This is a genomic window from Peteryoungia algae (assembly GCF_030369675.1).
In the GTDB taxonomy this organism is placed as follows: Bacteria; Pseudomonadota; Alphaproteobacteria; order Rhizobiales; family Rhizobiaceae; genus Allorhizobium; species Allorhizobium algae.
Genome location: NZ_CP128477.1, coordinates 1,065,889 through 1,085,218, shown reverse-complemented (window position 1 = coordinate 1,085,218; position 19,330 = coordinate 1,065,889). Strand labels below are relative to the sequence as shown.

Annotated in this window: 19 protein-coding genes; 17 read left to right on the top strand and 2 right to left on the bottom strand. The window is 62.3% G+C overall.

Translation table 11 applies throughout. The features are described 5' to 3' along the window. Positions 1 to 57 precede the first annotated feature (57 nt). The 7 genes from QTL56_RS05475 to QTL56_RS05445 all read left to right on the top strand — a co-directional run bounded on the left by QTL56_RS05475 (position 58) and on the right by QTL56_RS05445 (position 6,538). On the top strand, positions 58 to 336 hold the full coding sequence (locus QTL56_RS05475; protein ID WP_046797252.1) for an acyl carrier protein: 279 nt from the start codon (positions 58 to 60) through the stop codon (positions 334 to 336). A 24-nt stretch (positions 337 to 360) separates the two neighbouring features. Then, on the top strand, positions 361 to 834 hold the full coding sequence (locus QTL56_RS05470; RefSeq protein ID WP_229575597.1) for a 3-hydroxyacyl-ACP dehydratase FabZ family protein: 474 nt from the start codon (positions 361 to 363) through the stop codon (positions 832 to 834). Between the two features lie 102 nt (positions 835 to 936). After that, positions 937 to 2,142, top strand: coding sequence for a beta-ketoacyl-ACP synthase (locus QTL56_RS05465; protein WP_245136763.1), 1,206 nt, complete (start codon positions 937 to 939; stop codon positions 2,140 to 2,142). A 13-nt stretch (positions 2,143 to 2,155) separates the two neighbouring features. Beyond that, positions 2,156 to 3,445, top strand: coding sequence for a beta-ketoacyl-ACP synthase (locus QTL56_RS05460; protein WP_229575595.1), 1,290 nt, complete (start codon positions 2,156 to 2,158; stop codon positions 3,443 to 3,445). 163 nt (positions 3,446 to 3,608) lie between these two features. Continuing rightward, on the top strand, positions 3,609 to 4,637 hold the full coding sequence (locus QTL56_RS05455) for a zinc-binding dehydrogenase (RefSeq protein ID WP_245136764.1): 1,029 nt from the start codon (positions 3,609 to 3,611) through the stop codon (positions 4,635 to 4,637). 4 nt (positions 4,638 to 4,641) lie between these two features. Then, complete coding sequence (locus QTL56_RS05450; RefSeq protein WP_229575593.1) at positions 4,642 to 5,571, top strand: lipid A biosynthesis lauroyl acyltransferase; 930 nt, start codon at positions 4,642 to 4,644, stop codon at positions 5,569 to 5,571. 235 nt (positions 5,572 to 5,806) lie between these two features. Continuing rightward, entirely contained in the window at positions 5,807 to 6,538 is a 732-nt protein-coding gene (locus QTL56_RS05445) for a PAS domain-containing protein (RefSeq protein WP_245136765.1), read from the top strand. A 68-nt stretch (positions 6,539 to 6,606) separates the two neighbouring features. On the opposite strand, the gene QTL56_RS05440 is transcribed toward QTL56_RS05445, so the two are convergent. Beyond that, positions 6,607 to 7,107, bottom strand: a complete 501-nt coding sequence (locus QTL56_RS05440; RefSeq protein WP_245136766.1) for a hemerythrin domain-containing protein — start codon at positions 7,105 to 7,107, stop codon at positions 6,607 to 6,609. Between the two features lie 277 nt (positions 7,108 to 7,384). Here QTL56_RS05440 and ccoN point away from each other — a divergent pair, with 277 nt between their 5' ends. From ccoN to QTL56_RS05390, 10 genes are all read left to right on the top strand, one after another. Continuing rightward, on the top strand, positions 7,385 to 9,025 hold the full coding sequence (ccoN, locus tag QTL56_RS05435; protein WP_245136767.1) for a cytochrome-c oxidase, cbb3-type subunit I: 1,641 nt from the start codon (positions 7,385 to 7,387) through the stop codon (positions 9,023 to 9,025). A gap of 13 nt (positions 9,026 to 9,038) precedes the next feature. Then, entirely contained in the window at positions 9,039 to 9,770 is a 732-nt protein-coding gene (gene ccoO, locus QTL56_RS05430; RefSeq protein WP_229575589.1) for a cytochrome-c oxidase, cbb3-type subunit II, read from the top strand. A gap of 10 nt (positions 9,771 to 9,780) precedes the next feature. Then, on the top strand, positions 9,781 to 9,933 hold the full coding sequence (locus tag QTL56_RS05425) for a cbb3-type cytochrome c oxidase subunit 3 (RefSeq protein ID WP_112243432.1): 153 nt from the start codon (positions 9,781 to 9,783) through the stop codon (positions 9,931 to 9,933). Positions 9,934 to 9,936: 3 nt separating this feature from the next. Next, complete coding sequence (gene ccoP / locus QTL56_RS05420) at positions 9,937 to 10,803, top strand: cytochrome-c oxidase, cbb3-type subunit III (RefSeq protein WP_245136768.1); 867 nt, start codon at positions 9,937 to 9,939, stop codon at positions 10,801 to 10,803. Positions 10,804 to 10,973: 170 nt separating this feature from the next. Continuing rightward, positions 10,974 to 12,560, top strand: coding sequence for a cytochrome c oxidase accessory protein CcoG (ccoG, locus tag QTL56_RS05415; RefSeq protein ID WP_245136769.1), 1,587 nt, complete (start codon positions 10,974 to 10,976; stop codon positions 12,558 to 12,560). Next, positions 12,557 to 13,045, top strand: coding sequence for a FixH family protein (locus QTL56_RS05410; protein WP_229575586.1), 489 nt, complete (start codon positions 12,557 to 12,559; stop codon positions 13,043 to 13,045). Before ccoG ends, QTL56_RS05410 begins: the two co-directional genes overlap by 4 nt. Positions 13,046 to 13,047: 2 nt before the next feature. Further along, positions 13,048 to 15,357: a cation-translocating P-type ATPase gene (locus QTL56_RS05405; protein ID WP_245136770.1), complete on the top strand. Its 2,310-nt coding sequence runs from the start codon at positions 13,048 to 13,050 to the stop codon at positions 15,355 to 15,357. Continuing rightward, entirely contained in the window at positions 15,354 to 15,509 is a 156-nt protein-coding gene (gene ccoS, locus QTL56_RS05400; protein ID WP_229575584.1) for a cbb3-type cytochrome oxidase assembly protein CcoS, read from the top strand. The genes QTL56_RS05405 and ccoS overlap by 4 nt, the downstream gene beginning before the upstream one ends. 96 nt (positions 15,510 to 15,605) lie before the next feature. Beyond that, on the top strand, positions 15,606 to 17,027 hold the full coding sequence (gnd, locus tag QTL56_RS05395) for an NADP-dependent phosphogluconate dehydrogenase (protein WP_245136771.1): 1,422 nt from the start codon (positions 15,606 to 15,608) through the stop codon (positions 17,025 to 17,027). A 77-nt stretch (positions 17,028 to 17,104) separates the two neighbouring features. Beyond that, complete coding sequence (locus QTL56_RS05390; RefSeq protein ID WP_245136772.1) at positions 17,105 to 17,956, top strand: MBL fold metallo-hydrolase; 852 nt, start codon at positions 17,105 to 17,107, stop codon at positions 17,954 to 17,956. 252 nt (positions 17,957 to 18,208) lie between these two features. Here QTL56_RS05390 and QTL56_RS05385 read toward each other — a convergent pair whose 3' ends face one another. Then, positions 18,209 to 19,240: a LacI family transcriptional regulator gene (locus QTL56_RS05385; RefSeq protein ID WP_229575581.1), complete on the bottom strand. Its 1,032-nt coding sequence runs from the start codon at positions 19,238 to 19,240 to the stop codon at positions 18,209 to 18,211. Between the last annotated feature and the right edge of the window lie 90 nt (positions 19,241 to 19,330).

The window sequence follows — 19,330 nt, the reverse complement described above, 5'->3', positions numbered from 1 at the left end:
ATTTCACGCCATTTTCCTTATGTGGAACCCAGAATTTTAGACATATGAGGTACGAGCGTGACCGCTACATTCGACAAAGTTGCCGACATCATCGCAGAGACCAGCGAAATCGATCGCGAGACGATCACGCCGGAAAGCCATACGATCGATGACCTCGGCATCGACAGCCTCGACTTCCTCGACATCGTCTTTGCGATCGACAAGGAATTCGGCATCAAGATCCCGCTCGAGCAGTGGACGCAGGAAGTCAACGAAGGCAAGGTTTCGACCGAGGAATACTTCGTTCTGAAAAACCTCTGCGCCAAGATCGACGAACTCAGGGCCGCCAAGGCTTGAGCCGCCACGCGGCGGAGACACGTCATGTTGCTTGAATATTTCCAGATGATTGACAAGGTCGAGAGCGTTGATCTCGGCCTTGGCCTTTTGAAGGCCACCTCGACCGTGCCGATGGAAAGCCCCGTCTTCGAGGGGCATTTCCCCGGCATGCCGCTCGTGCCGGGCGTGCTTCTGATCGAGACCATGGCGCAGGCCTCCGGAATGCTGCTGCTTGCGGTCAAGGACTTCGAAGCCATGCCCTTCCTGATGTCGGTCGACGGCGCCAAGATGCGCACCTTCGTCGAACCGGGCGCCGTGCTCGACATCGAGGCTGTGCTCGAACATGACGGTTCAGGTTTTGCCGTTACCAAGGCCAAGATCACGAGCGCAGGCAAGAAGGTCTGCGATGCACAGTTGAAGCTGCGCACCATGCCCTTCTCCGAGGTGCCGCTCGCCCCGATCGTGCGCAAACGCGCCGAGGAGATCGGTCTGATCGCGGCCATGACGTCCCAGGCTTAAGGCGCATTCGGCCGCAAGCGCGCAATCTGCTATTGACCTTGGGGCCTTATTCGGGAAAACCCGCATTTTACGTCGGCCAGCCCGCCGACGAGAGGATTGCATATGGTCAAACAACCGAATGATGTGGTGATCACCGGCGTCGGGATCGTCACCTGCCACGGCACCGGCAAGGAAGCGCATATCGCGCTCCTTTCCCAGAAGACCGCTCCCGAACCGGTGCTCGAGGCCGAAAAGTTCAAGCCCTATGTCGTGCACAAGCTGCCCGAGATGGACTGGTCGCAGCAGATCGCCAAGCGCGGCGACCAGCGCCAGATGGAGAACTGGCAGCGCCTCGGCGTCTTCGCCGCCGGTCTTGCGCTTGATGATGCCGGCATGAAGGACGATGCGGACGCCTGCGGCACCATGGACCTCATCGTGGCGGCCGGGGGCGGCGAGCGTGACATTGCCGTCGACAGCCTGATCGTCGACGAGGCGCTGATGCGCAACGACCGCGAGAAATTCCTGATTGAGAAGCTGAAGACCGAGCTTCGCCCGACCTTGTTCCTGGCGCAGCTTTCCAACCTGCTGGCCGGCAATATCTCGATCGTGCACAAGGTCACCGGTTCGTCGCGCACATTCATGGGCGAAGAAGCAGCCGGCATCTCGGCGATTGCAACGGCGTTCGCCCGCATCAAGGCCGGCCAGTCGACCCATACGCTTGTCGGCGGTGCCTTCGTTGCAGAGCGTCCTGACATTCTGCTGCTGGTCGAGGGCATCCGCGCTCATCAGACGGGTCCCTGGCAACCGCTCTGGTCGCGTGACGGCTCGTCAGGCGGCGGCATGATCCTGGGCACGGTCGGCGCTTTCCTCGTGCTTGAATCCCGCGAACATGCCGAAGCGCGGGGCGCGCATATCTATGCCGTGCTCGACGCAGTCGAAGGCGATCGCGGCAATCGCGACGAGGGCAAGCTCGAAACGCGTCTCGGGCAGATGGTGCCGGAAGCCGCGTCCTTGGCTGCTGCCGATACGGTGGTCTTCTCGGGCGCTTCGGGTCTGGCTGACTTGACGCAACGTGAGAAGGCTCACCTTGCGGAACGTTTTGCCGGTATGCCTGTGCGCGGCTATGCGGGTTCGATCGGCCATTCCGTCGAAGCCCAATTCCCGGCAGGCTTGGCGCTCGCGGCTCTCGCCATCGATTCTGGCGCCATCGTGCCGGCCTTCGATCCGGCGCATGAGACGGCGCAGACCGCTCCGGCAAGACATGCCGTCATCTCCACCCTCGGCTATGTGCGGGGCGAAGGCCTCGCCGTACTCTCGGCGAATGCGTGAGGAGAACAGATCCATGACCGACAACCGCTTCAAGGATCATCTCGGCCGCCCGATCATCGCCGTCACCGGCATGGGCGTCATCACGTCGCTCGGCCAAGGGCTGGCCGACAACTGGTCAAAGCTCACCTCGGGTCAGTCCGGCATCCATTACATCAAGCGCTTCGATACCGAGGGCATGTCGACCCGCATCGGTGGTACGGTCGATTTCATCGCCGTTCCCGCCAACAATGCCGTCGAGCGCTCCTATGCGCTGGCCCGCGAGACGACCATTGAGGCACTGGCACAGGCCGGCATCAATGGCGATTTCAACGGCCCGCTCTTTCTGGCTGCCCCGCCGGTCGAGCCGGAATGGCATGACCGCTTTGCGCTGGCCGAACGGGCGCCTGCCTCGACCCAGCCAGGCGATGCCTATGACCGTTTCCTCGCCGCCATGCGCGAAAAACCGGATCCGGTTTTCCTTGAAGCCGTGCAGTTCGGCTCGATCTCCGAGCGTTTGTCCGACAAGTTCGGCACGCGCGGCCTTCCCGTGACCCTGTCGACGGCCTGTGCCTCCGGTGCCACCGCGATCCAGCTCGGCGTCGAGGCGATCCGCCAGGGCCGCACGACACGCGCGCTGACGGTTGCGACCGACGGTTCGATCAGCCCGGAAGCCGTCATCCGCTTCTCGCTTCTGTCGGCGCTGTCGACCCAGAACGATCCGCCGGAAAAGGCTTCCAAGCCGTTCAGCAAGGAACGCGATGGCTTCGTCATCGCCGAAGGTGCGGCAACGCTGGTGCTGGAATCGCTGGAATCGGCGATTGCCCGTGGCGCCAAGGTTCTCGGCATCATCAAGGGCTGCGGTGAAAAGGCCGATCACTTTCACCGCACACGGTCCTCGCCGGATGGCGGCCCCGCGATCGCAACGATCCGTGCGGCATTGTCCGACGCGGGCCTGTCGGAAGATGCGATCGGCTATATCAACGCCCATGGCACGTCGACGCCTGAGAACGACAAGATGGAATATGGCGCCATGCTGTCGGTCTTCGGCGACAGGCTGAAGGACGCAATTCCAGCATCGTCGAACAAGTCGATGATCGGCCACACGCTGACGGCGGCCGGTGCAGTCGAGGCGGTGTTCTCGATCCAGACCATGCTGTCGGGCACAGTGCCGCCAACCATCAACTACACGAACCCCGATCCCTCGATCGTGCTCGATGTGGTGCCGAACGTGAAGCGGGAGGCCTCGGTTTCGGCGGTTCTCTCCAATTCCTTCGGCTTCGGCGGCCAGAATGCCAGCCTTGTCATGACGCGGGAACCGGTCTAAGGCCTGCGCCATCAATTCGGGACGTCATTCTCGGCCTGCAGCCGAGGATCCACGCATCTCGCAAGAACAACGAAGGTCGGCAGACGCCCGGGACACGTCCGGGTGTGATGATGGGAGCGTGACGACGCCTCGTCTGCCCCGTAGGCCCTGAAGGAAACATGTCATGCGCGCATTGCAACTCGTCGAAGATCGCAAGCTTGAAATCGTCGATCTGCCGGAGCCGGAAGCTCCCGGCCCGGGTGAGGTAACGCTGCGCGTCAAGGCCGTGGCGCTGAACCATATCGATGTCTGGGGCTGGCGCGGCATGGCATTCGCCAAGCGCAAGATGCCGCTCGTCATCGGCGCGGAGGCCTCCGGTGTCGTCGAAGCGATCGGCCCCGGCGTCGGCAACATCCTGCCGGGGCAGCTCGCTGCCATCTACGGTGCGCGTACATGTGGTCTCTGCAAGCCGTGCCGCGAAGGCCGTGACAATCTTTGTGAAAACGTGTCGGGCGTGCATGGTTTCCATCTCGACGGCTTCGCCCAGGAGAAGATCAACCTGCCGGCCCGCCTGCTGGTGCCGGCACCTCCCGGTGTCGACGCGATCGGCGCGGCGCTCGCCCCCGTCACCTTCGGTACGGTCGAGCACATGCTGTTCGATAATGCCAAGCTCCAGCCGGGCGAAACCATTCTCGTCCATGCCGGCGGTTCGGGCATCGGCACGGCCGCCATCCAGCTCGCCAAGAAGATCGGTTGCACCGTCATCACCACCGTCGGCTCCGATGACAAGATCGAGCCGGCCAAGGCGCTGGGTGCCGACCACGTCATCAACTACCGGACCGACCGTTTCGAAGGTGTGGTGCGCAAGCTCACCAAGAAGAAGGGCGTCGACGTCGTTTTCGAACATGTCGGCAAGGACACCTTCGCAGCCTCGATGTTCTGCCTGAAGCGCGGCGGCCGCCTGGTTACGTGCGGCTCGACCTCTGGCGTGTCGACCGAGGTCAACCTGATGATGCTGTTCCAGCAGCAGCTCAAGCTCATCGGCTCTTTCGGCTGCCGCATGGAGAACATGGCCGATGCCATGCAGAAGATGGCGCGCGGCCTCGTTCATCCCGTCATCGACACGCAGGTCTCCTTCGATGACATCGACAAGGCGCTCGCCCGCATGGAAGGCCGGCAGGTCTTCGGCAAGATCATCCTGAAGGTGGATTGATCCGGTGCGGATGTTCGTTACCCGGATCGTTCTGGCGCTGCGCAAGTTCTATCACTGGTCCGTGGCCCAGATTGCGTTCGGCTTCCTGACGGCGCTCAAGATCTTTCCGGCGGATTCGGCGATCAACTTTGCCGACCGGCTCATGCGCTGGCTCGGCCCGAAGACGAAGCGACACCGGTTGATGCTGGTCAATCTGCGCAATGCGTTTCCGGAGAAATCCGAGGCCGAGCGCGAGGTGATTGCGCTTGCGAGCTGGGGCCATATGGGCCGGCTCGCGGCTGAATATGTCTTCCTCGACCAGCTCTTCGACATCGATCCGGAAAAGCCGGGCGAGGGCAGGGTGGAGGTGTCAGGGGTCGAGCAATTTCTCGACCTGCGCGACAATCCGCGGCCCTTCATCGTGTTTACCGGCCATACTGCGAATTTCGAGCTCCTTCCCGTGGCGGGCGCTGCCTTCGGTCTCTTCGTCACGGTTCTCTTCCGGCCGCCGAACAATCCCTACATCGCCGAGAAGGTCTTCGAGTTTCGTCGCAAGCGCATGGGCAACCTCGTTCCATCGCATGCCGGTTCCTCCTTTGCGCTTGCGCGCCAGCTCGAGCAGGGCGGTGGCGTCGGCGTGCTCGTCGACCAGAAGTTCAAGAAGGGGCTGGAGACGCAGTTCTTTAACAATCCGGTCCGGACCAATCCTCTGCTTGCCAAGCTTGCCCGGCAGTTCGACTGCGAGGTCTATCCCGCCCGTTGCATCCGCCTGCCCGGAAACCGCTTCCGGCTGGAGATCGAACCGCGGGTCACGATGCCCCGCAACGACAAGGGACAGATCGACGTCACGGCCACGGCACAGATGTTGAACGACAAGGTCGAGGCATGGGTGCGCGAATATCCGGAGCAGTGGCTCTGGTATCACGACCGCTGGGACATCAAGCGCACGATCTGATTCGCCAGCAGCGGGTTTCTCTTGCCTGCCGGCGTCGCGCGCCTTTGCTCTAGGCGCTCTCTGCCTGTCCCCTCAATTTTCATTGGTAATTTCATTAAGGCGGACCGATATTTTTTGGGCTGGGCCGCAGCCGGACACTCGCAGCGATTGAAGGTGACACGACCTCATGTTAGGGACGGCCGGATGAGTGTGACGTGAACCGGTTCTGCGTCACACCGCAGTGATGAGGTTGCGAATGTCTGTTGGCGAGTTCCGTGATTCGAATCTGCGCGCGATGTTCGAAGCGGTTTCGGTGAAAAAGCTGCAGTTGCAACAGGCGATTCGCAGCGGCAACGATCAGCTCGTCCGGGTGCTCGATCGCGAAATCGATCCGCTCATCTCGGAGTTGATCAGCTATCGCGCCGCCGATCTCGACGACATCTACCTGCAGATGCGCCTCCTCACCAAGTTCCTGCGCGATGATGCAGACGACCGCTCCTGCGTGCTTCGGCATGCCGCGATGATGTCCTTGCTGGTCGAGCGCTATTTCGGGCCGAAGCGGGCTCAGGAAACGCCGATGCCTCAGGTGAGCGAGCGCCATGCCCGGCTCGGCGGCGACGACGAGCAGCTCAACGAGGCGATCCTCAACAACCTGCCGGAACGTGTCGCGGTCGTTACCTGCGATTATCGCTACCTCTTTGCCAATACGGCCATGGCGGAGATGCTCGGAAAGCAGCAGATGGAGTTGATTGGCCGAAGCGTCTTCAATCTCGGTCTTGCCGGTGGTTGCGACGAGAGCGTGCGTCACGCCCTGGACTCGGCGTTTGCCGGGCGGTCCGGTACCTTCGTTGCAAAGATGTCAGTTCAGATGGGGGGCAGTACCGTGCCGGGGCGTTGCAGCCCCTTGCGTGCCTCGGACGGCAGCATCAGCGGTGCCATCCTGACATTCGGTGAACCGGAAACCGTCTTTGGTGATGTCGCCGCCTGAGGCGGTCGATGGGTCTTGTGATTGCGGCCGTCGGCGGTCCGGACGCTGTCTGGTCCGCCCGGCGGTCGTCAGTGGTCCGTGACGCCCTGAAGGAGATGCTCTCTTTCAAACGCGATGTGGCGTCGCATGCCTTCGAAGAAGCCGCGCAACATGTAGCCGACGGCCTCCATGTTGACGCTTTCGCCAGAGCCGAGCTTCAACAGCGCATCGGTCAGTTCCTCGGCGAAACACTCATCCTCGCAATGCTCGAATTTCAGCCTCTCGATCGTCGGTCCAAGGCGCTCGGTGGCGTCCGGGTTGGCCTGGAGCATGGGGAATAGGACGGTTTCCTCGTAGTGGTGGATGCCCTTGATGAGCGGACCGAGTGCCTTGGCCGCGTAGATGCATTTCTGGCGGTTGATTCGGGCCGGCAACGAGTCGGCGATCTCCTCCAGTTCCCGGCAGAGGGCGAGTTGCTCGCCATGAGCCCGAGTGAGCCAGGACAGGTCGCGCTTGCCCGTGTCGAGCAGAAGATTGCCGGTTCGGGTGGCGCCGCTTTCGGCATGGCCGTTCTGGATACTGGTCAGCATGTCCGTTCTCTCCAACGGGGTCTCCGTCGCGTGGTACCCAAGCAGTCCAGGATACGTACAGCGGGCCTTGCGCCTTGCGGTCTCAAGCCATGGCGCACGACAATTCGCGAAGCCGGTTGTGAAACCAAACCTTGCGAATTTTAGGAGCCGCCGCATTGACTTGGATCAAGGTGGTTTGGGTCCCCCAATGCGATTGGTGCATTCGACGCGGGAGGATTCTTCCCCAGGGCCAGGCTCCCCTCGCGATGAGATCAGCAAGCGTTGGGGGATTCCAACAATGAATTATACGTTCGAGACACTGGTGATGGCGGTCCTCGCCTTCGCCGCGCTGCTCGGGGTGGCCTTCACCCAGGACAGTCTCTTTGCAGCCCATATGTGGGTTGCCTTCTTCGTGCTTACGGCAGGCACGATCGTCATGCTGCGTCGGATGCAGTTTGCTCCGTCCACGGCATCCTCCTCCGCTCTCAAGCCCAAGGCGCCGCAGTCCGAGTATTTCGACGAAGTTGTCCGCTACGGCGTGATCGCCACCGTCTTCTGGGGTGTCGTCGGCTTCCTCGTCGGGGTCGTCGTGGCTTTGCAGCTCGCCTATCCCGATCTCAACATCGAGCCTTGGTTTAACTTTGGGCGCATGCGTCCGCTGCACACCTCGGCCGTGATCTTCGCTTTCGGCGGAAATGCGCTGATCGCGACGTCGTTCTACGTGGTCCAGCGGACCTCGCGGGCACGTCTGTTTGGCGGCAATCTCGGCTGGTTCGTCTTCTGGGGCTACCAGTTCTTCATCGTCATGGCCGCCACCGGCTATCTCCTGGGCATCACCCAGGGCCGCGAATATGCCGAGCCGGAATGGTATGTCGATCTCTGGCTGACAGTCGTCTGGGTCGCCTATCTGATCAGCTTCATGGGCACGATCATCAGACGGAAAGAGAGCCATATCTATGTGGCCAACTGGTTCTATCTGTCCTTCATCATCACCATCGCGATGTTGCATATCGTCAACAATCTCGCGATCCCGGTCTCCTTCCTCGGCGTCAAGAGCTATTCAGCCTTTGCCGGCGTCCAGGATGCTCTGACCCAGTGGTGGTACGGCCACAATGCCGTCGGCTTCTTCCTGACCGCAGGCTTCCTCGGCATGATGTATTACTTCGTGCCCAAGCAGGCCGAACGCCCGGTCTACTCTTACCGCCTGTCGATCATCCACTTCTGGGCTCTGATCTTCATGTATATCTGGGCAGGTCCCCACCACCTGCACTACACGGCTTTGCCTGACTGGGCACAGACGCTCGGCATGGTGTTCTCGATCATGCTGTGGATGCCCTCCTGGGGCGGCATGATCAACGGCCTGATGACGCTGTCCGGCGCGTGGGACAAGATCCGGACCGACCCGATCATCCGCATGATGGTCATCGCCATCGCCTTCTACGGCATGTCGACCTTCGAAGGCCCGATGATGTCGATCAAGGCCGTCAACTCGCTCAGCCACTATACCGAATGGACCATCGGGCATGTTCACTCTGGCGCCCTCGGCTGGGTCGGCATGATCACCTTCGGTGCGATCTACTACCTGACGCCGAAGCTGTGGAACCGCAACCGGCTCTATTCGCTGCGCCTGGTCAACTGGCACTTCTGGCTCGCCACACTCGGCATCGTCGTCTATGCCGCCGTGCTCTGGGTCGCCGGCATCCAGCAGGGCCTGATGTGGCGCGAATACGACGAGCAGGGCTTCCTGGTCTATTCCTTCGCGGAATCGGTCGCTGCCATGCATCCCTACTTCGTGCTGCGTGCAGTCGGCGGTGCCATGTATCTCCTGGGCGGTTTCATCATGGCCTACAACGTCCTGATGACCATTCTCGGCCACGAGCGCCAGGAAGCGCCGATCGCCGGAACGGTCATGCCTGCTGCCGCGCAGCCGGCTGAATGAAAGGAAGGCTCTCATGTCAATTCTTGATAAACACGCAATCCTCGAGAAGAACACGAGCCTTCTCTTCCTCGGTTCGCTTCTGGTGGTCACCATCGGCGGCATCGTGGAAATCGCTCCGCTCTTCTACCTCGAGAACACCATCGAAAAGGTGGAGGGCATGCGGCCCTATTCGCCGCTCGAACTGGCTGGTCGCAACATCTATGTCCGTGAAGGCTGCTATGTCTGTCACAGCCAGATGATCCGGCCGTTCAAGGACGAGGTCGAGCGCTACGGCCATTATTCGCTGGCAGCGGAGTCGATGTACGACCATCCGTTCCAGTGGGGATCGAAGCGCACGGGTCCGGATCTTGCCCGTGTCGGCGACCGCTATTCCAACGAATGGCACGTCCAGCACCTGATTGAACCGCGCGACGTCGTGCCTGAATCCATCATGCCGAGCTACTCGTATCTGAAGACGACGCCGCTCAAACTGGTGGATGTCACCATGGACCTGAAGGCCAACAGCCTCGTCGGTGTGCCCTATACCGAAGAGATGCTGGCGCAGGCGCCCGCCGATCTCGCGGCCCAGGCGGATCCGAATGCCGATACGTCCGGCCTGCTGGAGCGCTACCCGAAAGCCAAGATCGGCGACTTCGACGGTGATCCGGCGAAGCTGACGGAAATGGACGCACTCGTCGCCTATCTGCAGATGCTCGGCACGCTCGTCGACTTCTCCACATATGACGACGCAACCGGATACCGCTGAGGAGAGCACCATGGAAACCTATACGGCCATGCGCCACTTCGCCGACAGCTGGGGCCTGCTTGCCATGACCCTTTTCTTCGTCGGAGTCGTGCTCTTCACATTCCGCCCGGGCGGCAAGAAATCCGCCGATGACGCGGCCAGCATCCCTCTCAAGGAGGATTGAACAATGGCAGACAAGAAACACATCGACGAGATCAGCGGCGTCGAGACCACTGGCCATGAGTGGGACGGCATCCGCGAACTGAACAACCCGATGCCGCGCTGGTGGGTCTATACCTTCTACGCGACCATTGTCTGGGCGATCGGCTACACGATCATGTATCCGGCATGGCCGCTGCTGACCGAAAACACCAAGGGTTTGCTCGGTTATTCCAGCCGTGCGGAAGTCGCAGCCGAATTGACCGCAGCGAAGTCCGCACAGTCGGTCTACCTGGACAAGATCGCCGCTCTGCCGCTCGACCAGATCGTCGCCGACAAGGAACTGACCCAGTTCGCCGTCGCCGGCGGCGCGGCCGCCTTCAAGGTGAACTGCTCGCCCTGTCACGGTTCGGGGGCGGCTGGCGGTGCCGGCTATCCCAACTTGAACGATGACGACTGGCTGTGGGGTGGCGATCTGGAATCGATCCAGGCCAGCATTGCCCACGGCATCCGCTACGACCAGGATCCGGATACCCGGATCTCTGAGATGCCGGCCTTTGCCGACATTCTCGAGGCCGAGCAGATCAAGCAGGTCGCGGCCTATGTGGTCAGCCTGACGGGCACGCCGCTCGATGTCGAGATGGTCGAGCCGGGCAAGCAGCTCTATGCGGAAAACTGCGCCTCCTGCCACGCTGACGACGCCCGGGGCAATCGCGACTTCGGAGCGCCGAATCTCGCCGATGCCATCTGGCTGAAGGTCGATGGCGAGGCACAGATTGCAGCCCAGATCCGCCAGCCTCGTCACGGCGCCATGCCTGGCTGGGCCGCGCGCCTTGGCGACACGACCGTGAAACAGCTGACCGTCTACGTTCACCAGCTGGGTGGCGGCGAGTAAGCTTCCCCTACATTCTCGACAGCGGGCCGCATTGCAGGATGCGGCCCGTTTCTGTTTCCAGATATGGAAAACGCTATGTCTTGCGACGCTTCGCCGCTGCTTGACTTAAGTCAAGGCAGGCTGGCCGGCGAGATGGGACAAGGCGATCATCAGAAGAAGGTCCTCGTCCCATGAACCTGCATGCCGATCAGACACATGTCGCAGAAACGCCCGATGTCGAGAGACTCGAAGCCGAGGCGGTGATGTCGGCCAAGACCCGCGGCCCGCTTTACGAAGCCCGGAAGAAGATCTTCCCCAAACGTGCCGAAGGCAGCTTCCGCCGCTTCAAGTGGATCGTCATGGCGATCACGCTCGGTATCTATTATCTGACGCCCTGGCTTCGCTGGGATCGCGGTGAATTCGCGCCGGACCAGGCCGTCCTGATCGACATTGCCCATAGGCGCTTCTATTTTTTCTTCATCGAGATCTGGCCTCAGGAGTTCTTCTTCGTCGCGGGCCTGCTCGTCATGGCCGGTTTCGGCCTCTTCCTTCTGACCTCCGCCGTCGGGCGGGCCTGGTGCGGCTATACCTGTCCGCAGACGGTCTGGGTCGATCTCTTTCTCGTCGTGGAGCGCTTCATCGAGGGGGACCGCAATGCGAGGATAAAGCTCGAGGCAGCGCCCTGGACCCTCGACAAGATCTGGAAGCGTGTGAGCAAGCACGCGACATGGATCCTGATCGGCGTTTTGACCGGGGGCGCCTGGATCTTCTATTTCGCCGACGCACCATCGCTTGCCATGGATTTCATCACCGGCAATGCGGCCCCCGTCGCTTACATGACCGTCGCCATCCTGACCGCCACGACGTATGTCTTCGGCGGGCTGATGCGCGAACAGGTCTGCATCTATATGTGCCCCTGGCCGCGTATCCAGGCCGCCATGCTCGACGAGAACTCGCTGGTCGTCACCTACAACGACTGGCGCGGCGAGCCACGGACCCGCCATGCCAAGAAGGCCATCGCCGCCGGCGAATCGATTGGCGATTGCGTCGACTGCAATGCCTGCGTGGCGGTCTGTCCGATGGGCATCGACATCAGGGACGGCCAGCAGCTCGAATGCATCACCTGCGCGCTCTGCATCGATGCCTGCGACGGGGTGATGGACAAGGTCGGCAAGCCGCGCGGCCTGATTGCCTATGCCACGCTCGACGAATACCAGTCGAACATGGCGCTCGCGACCAATGGCGGCGCAACCGCGATCGACCCGAAGAGAGTGCGCAACGACGACGGCAGCTTCTCCGACAAGGTCCGCCACTTCGACTGGCGCGTCATCTTCCGTGCTCGCACGCTGCTCTATATGGGGGTGTGGACGGCTGTCGGCATTGGCATGCTCGTGGCGCTTCTCGGCCGCGACCGTCTGGAACTCAACGTCCTGCACGACCGCAATCCGCAATTCGTGCTCGAATCCGACGGGTCGATCCGCAATGGATATACGATCCGCATCCTCAACATGATCGCCGTTCCGCGTGATATCGAGGTCTCACTCGAGGGCCTGCCGGATGCGACCATGAAGATCAACGGCATCAGCCAGTCGCCCGCCCGGCTGTTCACCGTCTCGGTGGAGCCGGACGAGGCCACGACGCTGAAGGTCTTTGTCACGCTTGCCGGCGACAAGGTCACCGACGCCAACCAGGAATTCCAGTTCGTTGCGAAGGATGCGGGCAGCGACGAGCGCGACGTGTATGATGCAGTCTTCATGGGACCGGGAGCCAGGAAATGAACTCAGAGGCCAAGAAACCCTTCACCTTCACGGGCTGGCACATGCTGGCGATCATGCTGGCCTTCTTTGGCACGATCATCACGGTCAACTTCACCATGGCCTATCTCGCGACATCCACCTGGAGCGGTCTGGTGGTGAAAAACACCTATGTCGCAAGCCAGCAGTTCAACGGCAAGACGGCCGCCATTCGCGATATGCTCGCGACCGGCATTGCCGGCGATCTCCAGGTGGATGGCAAGGGCATGCGCTACCGCCTGACCCTGCCTGAAAACACTCCGGTCGTCGCCGATGCGGTGACCGCCCATTTCAGGCGCCCGGTTGGCACTGCCCAGGATTTCGAATTGCAGCTGGTTCCCGCCGGGGACGGTCTCTATCTGGCAGACAAGGCGATCCTGCCCGGGAGCTGGATCGTCGAGATTCAGGCGACAAAGGATGCAAAGCTGATCATGCATGAGGCGAAGCGGGTCACCGTTTCGGGAGAATAGCGATGAGTTGCTGTGCAGCAGGCACTGAAGGCGCACTCGACCTGGAGCGGGCAGGGGCGTCCCTGCCATCGGCGGAAGAGCTGAGGTTCTCCAGCCGTGCCGTCGGCCCCGGGCTCTGGCAGGTCGACATGAGCGTGCCCTCGGTCCATTGCGGCACCTGCATTTCGACCGTCGAGAGTGTGTTGAAAGCCTTGCCGGAAGTCGAGCGTGCGCGCGTCAACCTCTCGACCAAACGTGTCTCCGTCGTCTGGAAGGAAGCGGTCGATGGCGTGGAAACAGACCCCGTCAATCTGGCGCGCGCGATCGTCTCGGCCGGCTATACGGCCCACCTGTTCACGGCGGCAGAAGAAGCCTCGGATGCGCTGCGCAACAAGTTGATCCGGGCGGTCGCCGTTTCAGGCTTCGCCGCCACCAATATCATGCTCCTGTCGGTTTCCATCTGGTCCGGGGCGGAAGCCTCGACCCGCGATCTCTTCCACTGGATTTCGGCCATGATCGCCGCCCCGGCCCTGATCTATGCCGGTCGCTTCTTCTACGAGTCTGCCTGGAACGCGCTGAAACACGGCCGTACCAACATGGACGTGCCGATCGCGATCGGCATCACGCTGTCCTATTTCGCCTCGCTCTGGGAAACCATTCATCACGGCGAACACGCCTATTTCGACGCGACGGCGTCGTTGCTCTTCTTCCTGCTGATCGGCCGCACGCTCGACCATGTCATGCGCGACAGGGCGCGGTCGGCGATCAGCGGGCTTGCCCGCCTCAATCCACGCGGCGCCATGGTGCTTTCCGACGATGGTTCCCGCGAATACCGTGCCGTCGATGAAATTCGCGTCGGCGACCAGGTGGCAATCGCGGCCGGCGACCGCATTCCCGTCGACGGCATGGTCGTCTCGGGCGAAAGCGATCTCGACATGTCGATCGTCAATGGTGAAAGTGCGCCGGTTTCCGTCCGTCCGGGCTCGCATGTCCAGGCGGGGACGTTGAGCCTCACGGGCTCGCTCACCGTGCGTGCCACTGCGACCGCGCAGAACTCGTTCCTCTCCGAAATCATCCATTTGATGGAGGCAGCGGAAGGGGGCAGGGCACGTTATCGCCGCATCGCAGACCGCGCCGCGCAATATTATTCGCCGGCCGTGCATCTGCTCGCCGTCACCGCCTTTGTCGGTTGGGGGCTGTATGACGGCGACTGGAAACACGCGATGATGGTCGCAATCGCTGTCCTCATCATCACCTGCCCCTGCGCACTCGGCCTTGCCGTGCCCGTCGTCCAGGTCGTGGCTGCCGGGCGCCTGTTCAAGGCGGGCGTCATGGTCAAGGACGGTTCTGCCATGGAGCGTCTGGCCGAGATCGAGGCTGTTGCCTTCGACAAGACCGGAACGCTGACGCTCGGTCGTCCAAGACTCGTCGATGCAGCCAGGATCGAACCGGTCGGCTTTGCCGTCGCTGCCGGTCTCGCCGCCCATTCCCGTCACCCGCTGTCTCGCGCCCTGTGGGCGGCCTATGGCGGCCAGCCGCGCGGTTTCGACACCGTTCGCGAAGTGCCGGGCGCCGGTGTCGAGGCGGAGACGGAGGAGGGCGTCTGGCGACTCGGCAATCGCCGCTTTGCCTCTCCTTCCCAGCCGGTAGATCTGACCGACAAGCCCTATTCCGAAGTGGTTCTCTCCCTCGACGGGATCGAACGCGCCACATACCTCTTCGAGGATACGCTGCGTCCGCGAGCCCGGTCGTCAGTCGAGGCCCTGAAGCATGCAGGTCTCGACCTTGGCATTCTCTCGGGCGACCGCGCACCCGTCGTTGCCAAGCTCGCAGCCGATCTCGGGATCGCCCACTGGCGGGCAGGGCTTAGCCCCCGTGAGAAAGCGGAGGCCTGCGCCGACGCTTCGGCGCGCGGGCGCCGCGTGCTGATGGTGGGTGACGGCATCAACGATGCTCCGGCTCTCTCTTCCGCCCATGTCTCGATGGCACCCGCCACCGCCGCCGATGTCGGTCGCCAGGCTGCCGACTTCGTGTTCATGCGCGACGGGCTCGAAGCCGTACCGTTTGCGATCGAGGCGTCGCGCCGTGCGGGTCGCCTGATCCGGGAGAACTTCGCGCTTGCCATCGGCTACAACGTCATCGCCGTACCGATCGCGCTCCTCGGTTACGCTACCCCCTTGATCGCGGCGATTGCCATGTCGACCTCGTCGATCATCGTGGTCGCCAACGCGCTGCGCCTCAACCGGTTGGCGCTTGACGAGAATGCCCTGACAGGGGACGCCGCCGCGACGGTACCGGCTGGAGCCCCTGACGATGCGAGGATTGCCGCATGAACATGCTGATCTTCCTCATTCCGATCGCGCTGTTTCTCGGCGGTCTCGGACTCTTTGCCTTCCTCTGGTCGTTGAAGAGCGGCCAGTATGAAGATCTCGACGGTGCCGCATGGCGGGTTCTGTCGGACAAGGACGACAGGCCGGCGGATTGATGCACCGTTTACCGGGCGGTCAAATTTCACGCTTGCCGCATGCCTTTGCGGATGCGAGAAAGCCTCATCTAAGAATTTGCATGCGGAGGCTACATCGTGCAGCAAGCGGAAATCGGACTGATCGGTCTCGGAGTCATGGGCTCCAATCTGGCGCTCAATATTGCCGAAAAGGGCAATCGGATCGCGGTCTTCAATCGGACGCCGGCGCGCACGGATGAATTCCTTGCAGAAGCAGGCGATCTGGCCGGCCAAATCATCGGTTGCCACACGATCGAGGAGTTTGTCGCCGCCATCCGGCCACCGCGCCCGATCATCATCATGATCAAGGCTGGCGAGGCCGTTGACCAGCAGATGGCGGCGCTGATGCCGCATCTGTCCAAGAACGATATCATGATCGATGCGGGCAACGCCAATTTCCGCGATACCGTCGCGCGTTTCGAACGCCTTGCCGGAACCGACCTGACCTTCATCGGCATGGGTGTGTCCGGCGGTGAGGAAGGCGCCCGCCATGGTCCTTCGATCATGGTCGGTGGCACCGAGGAAAGCTGGAAGCGCGTCGAGCCTGTGCTGACCTCGATTGCCGCCAAGTTCAACGACGACCCCTGCGTCGCCTGGCTCGGTACCGATGGCGCCGGGCACTTCGTCAAGACGATCCACAACGGCATCGAATATGCCGACATGCAGATGATTGCCGAGATCTACGGCATCCTGCGCGACGGCCTTGGCATGTCGGCGGCCGAAATCGGCGAAATCTTCGGTCAGTGGAACAAGGGCCGCCTCAACTCCTACCTGATCGAGATCACCGAAAAGGTTCTGAAGGCCACCGATCCGGAAACCGGCAAGCCGATGGTCGATATCATCGTCGATGCCGCCGGCCAGAAGGGCACCGGCAAGTGGTCGGCCATCGAGGCACAGAACCTGGCAGTGGCTGCGAGCGGTATCGAAGCTGCGGTCTCCGGTCGCGTGCTGTCGTCGCTGCGTCAGGAGCGCCTGGCCGCCGAAAAGCTCTTCGGCCTGCCGACACTCGCAGAGACGCCGAAGGACAAGGCCGCCTTCATCGCGGATCTCGAAAACGCCCTGCTCGCCGCCAAGGTCGCGGCCTACGCGCAGGGTTTCGCGGTCATGTCGGCTGCGTCTGACGAGTTCAAGTGGTCGCTGCCCATGCCGACCATCGCCCGCATCTGGCGTGCCGGCTGCATCATCCGCTCGCAGTTCCTCGACGAAATCACGTCGGCCTTCACCAAGGACCCGAACGTGGCGAACCTCGTCGTCACGCCGGCCTTCGCCGAAATGGTCAAGGAAACAGACGGGGCGTTGCGCCGCGTCGTTGCCCATGCCGCACTCTCGGGCCTGCCGGTCCCGGCGATCGCCTCGGCGCTGTCCTACTTCGACACCTATCGCCGCGGTCGCGGCACGGCGAACCTTATCCAGGCGCAGCGCGATTTCTTCGGTGCCCACGGCTTCGACCGCCTGGACGGCAAGGACCTGCATCATGGCCCCTGGGCCGGTCAGTTCTGATCGCTGACGATTGCTGGGAATGACCGAGGCCCGATATCGCGCGATGTCGGGCCTTTCTTTTTTGTCGGAGAGTCAGCATGCCCCATACACTCACCCTGCTCGGCACCAAGGGTGGCCCGGCCATCCGCCCGGGCGGACCCAATCCGACCTCGATGCTGCTCACCCTCTGCGGACGCCGGATGGTGATCGATTGCGGGCTCGGGGTCTCGCGCGGCCTCGTCGAGACGGGCATGTCGCTGAAGGAGCTCGACCTCGTCTTCATCACCCATCTTCATTCGGATCACGTGCTGGAACTCGGACCGCTGCTCCACACTGCCTGGACGACCGGGCTCGACCATCCGGTTACCGTGTATGGCCCGCCCGGAACCCGGGCCGTCTGGACAGGTTTCCTTGCCTCGCTCGCCTATGACATTGAAACACGGATTGCCGACGAGGGGCGCCCGGATCTCGCCTCGCTCGTCACGGTCACCGAATACGGGCCCGGTGTCATCCTGCAGGAGGGCGACCTTCAGGTCGAGGCGCTGCGGGTCGATCATCCGCCCGTTACGGAGTGCTTCGCGCTCAAGTTTTCCGGCGCCGGCAAGTCCGTGGTTTTCTCGGCCGATACCGCGCCGTTCCCGCCGCTTGCCGACTTCGCCCGCCACGCCGACATCCTGGTGCATGAGGCCATGCTCCCGGAAGGGCTCGACAGCATCATCAGTCGAACGGGAAACGGCAGCCGCCTGCGCGAGCACCTGGTCGCCTCGCACAGCTTTGCGGCAGACGCCGCCCGCATTGCCCAGCAGGCTGGCGTCGCCGTGCTTGTGCTGAACCATCTCATTCCCGCCGATGACCCGGCCTTTACCGAAGAGCACTGGCATGCGGCGGTCAGGCCCATCTTCGGTGGTGACAGTGTGGTCGGTCGCGACGGGCGGGTCATTACCCTGTAAACAGGCACTCCGGTCTGTCTGCCTGTCTGGCGGAGTGGTCCTGAAGCAGGTCGTCGCGATCATCCTGCGCGCATTGCCGGGAACATGCGCTGCTCGGTCGCCTGGCCGGTACGGAATTCGTGGCTGATCTGCCCGTGTACAGGTTCGAAGGCCGCAACTCCGCATTTGACCGGGCCAATGACCAGCGTCCGTCATTCAACGGACGGGGCACAGGGCGGCGCCGGACACGGTGAGCGCTTCGGCTTCCCGATCCTATTCCCAGCGCGGCTTGCTGACACTCTGCAGCAGTTCCGGATCGACGCCGTCGATGCGGGCGATGACAGCCTTGGCCAGTTCACGGCCGGACTGGCGCACATCTTCGTAGACCGAGATGATCTCCGGGCGAATCCAGTTGAGAATTGGCGTCCCTTGTTTGGCGACGAGATCGACTTCGCGTCCGACGCGCTTGCCCGCGGCCTCGATGCCGGCATTGGCGGCAATTGCACTGCTGCCCGAGGATGAAATCATGCCGTCTGGCGCATCCGGTCCACTCATCAGTTCCTGTACGGATGCCCGGATCTGGTCGAGCGTGGCGTCGATATTGATGTGCAGGGGAACCTCTTCGGCCCCGAATGCCTTCAGGCCGCGCATGAAGCCATCAAACGTGTGTTTGTAGTAGGTGAGCTTGGTCGGTGGCGGCAGGAGGGCAATGCGCTTTCGCCCGCGCTGCACAAGCCGCTCCACGGCACCATAGGCAAAGGCCTCGTTGTCGAAGTCATGGAAAGGGTGCTGGATGCCCATGTCGGTGCGGCCATGGGTGGCAAAGGGCATGTTCTGCTCCAGGAGCAAGCTTACCCGCGCGTCATCGGGCTCTGTGCGCGATATGATGACGCCGTCGGCCGATCCCGTCTCCAGGAGGTAACGGACGGGCAGCATCGGATCCTTGGTATGGGCATGCGGTGTCACGACGATATGATAGGGCGTGCCGGCAAGCACTTCGGAAATGCCGACGACCATCTGGTTGGCGAAGCCGAGGATTTCCTCGTCGATCCCGAGGACCAGCGCGATCACATTGGTCTTGCCGGTGCGCAGGCGCACGCCTGCGCGGTTGGGTTGGTATCCCAACTGGCGGGCGACCATCCGCACGCGTTCCTTGGTTTCGGCGCCGATGTCGGGCGCGTCCTTCAAGGCTCGCGACACTGTCGTAATGCCCAGTCCGGTCATGAAGGCGATCGTCTTGAGCGTCGGTCGCTCCTTGTTCGCCCCTGGACGGTCTATCAATCCGCTGCCCTGCTGATCTGCCATCGTGTTCCCGCCAATCAGAAAGTCTCGCTTATAGTGAGCTTTCACTCGCCTGCAAACAGTTTGCCCGGCACCCCCTCCCGGCGCTCGGAA